Origin of the sequence: Pseudomonas sp. E45-MNA-CIBAN-0222, from assembly GCF_040310405.1 — a bacterium.
Taxonomy (GTDB): domain Bacteria; phylum Pseudomonadota; class Gammaproteobacteria; order Pseudomonadales; family Pseudomonadaceae; genus Stutzerimonas; species Stutzerimonas stutzeri_AC.
Genome location: NZ_JBEOPU010000196.1, coordinates 1 through 247, shown reverse-complemented (window position 1 = coordinate 247; position 247 = coordinate 1). Strand labels below are relative to the sequence as shown.

The 247-nt window shown below is 70.0% G+C and carries 1 protein-coding gene; it reads left to right on the top strand.

Features of this window, described 5'->3' with window-relative positions; genetic code table 11:
• A partial coding sequence (locus AAEZ08_RS23300) for an NAD(P)-dependent oxidoreductase (protein WP_500125232.1) occupies nt 1-247 on the top strand: 247 nt, incomplete at both ends.

Here is a 247-nt window from a genome sequence, read left to right as displayed (position 1 = left end):
GGTCTGGCTGACCTTTGTGCCCGCTCTGTTGACGGTCCCGACGGCCGAGCTGGCGACCGGACGGGCGCTGGGGCTGGGGGGGGATCTGCGGGCAGCAGATGCGTACGTCCGCTCTGGCGAGGTCCAGGGCTGGCAACCCCCGTTCTACGGCACGGGGCTGGATAACGCTACGGTCGGCATCCTTGGCAGGGGCGCCATCGGACTGGCCATGGCTGATCGCTTGCAGGGATGGGGCGCGACCCTGCAG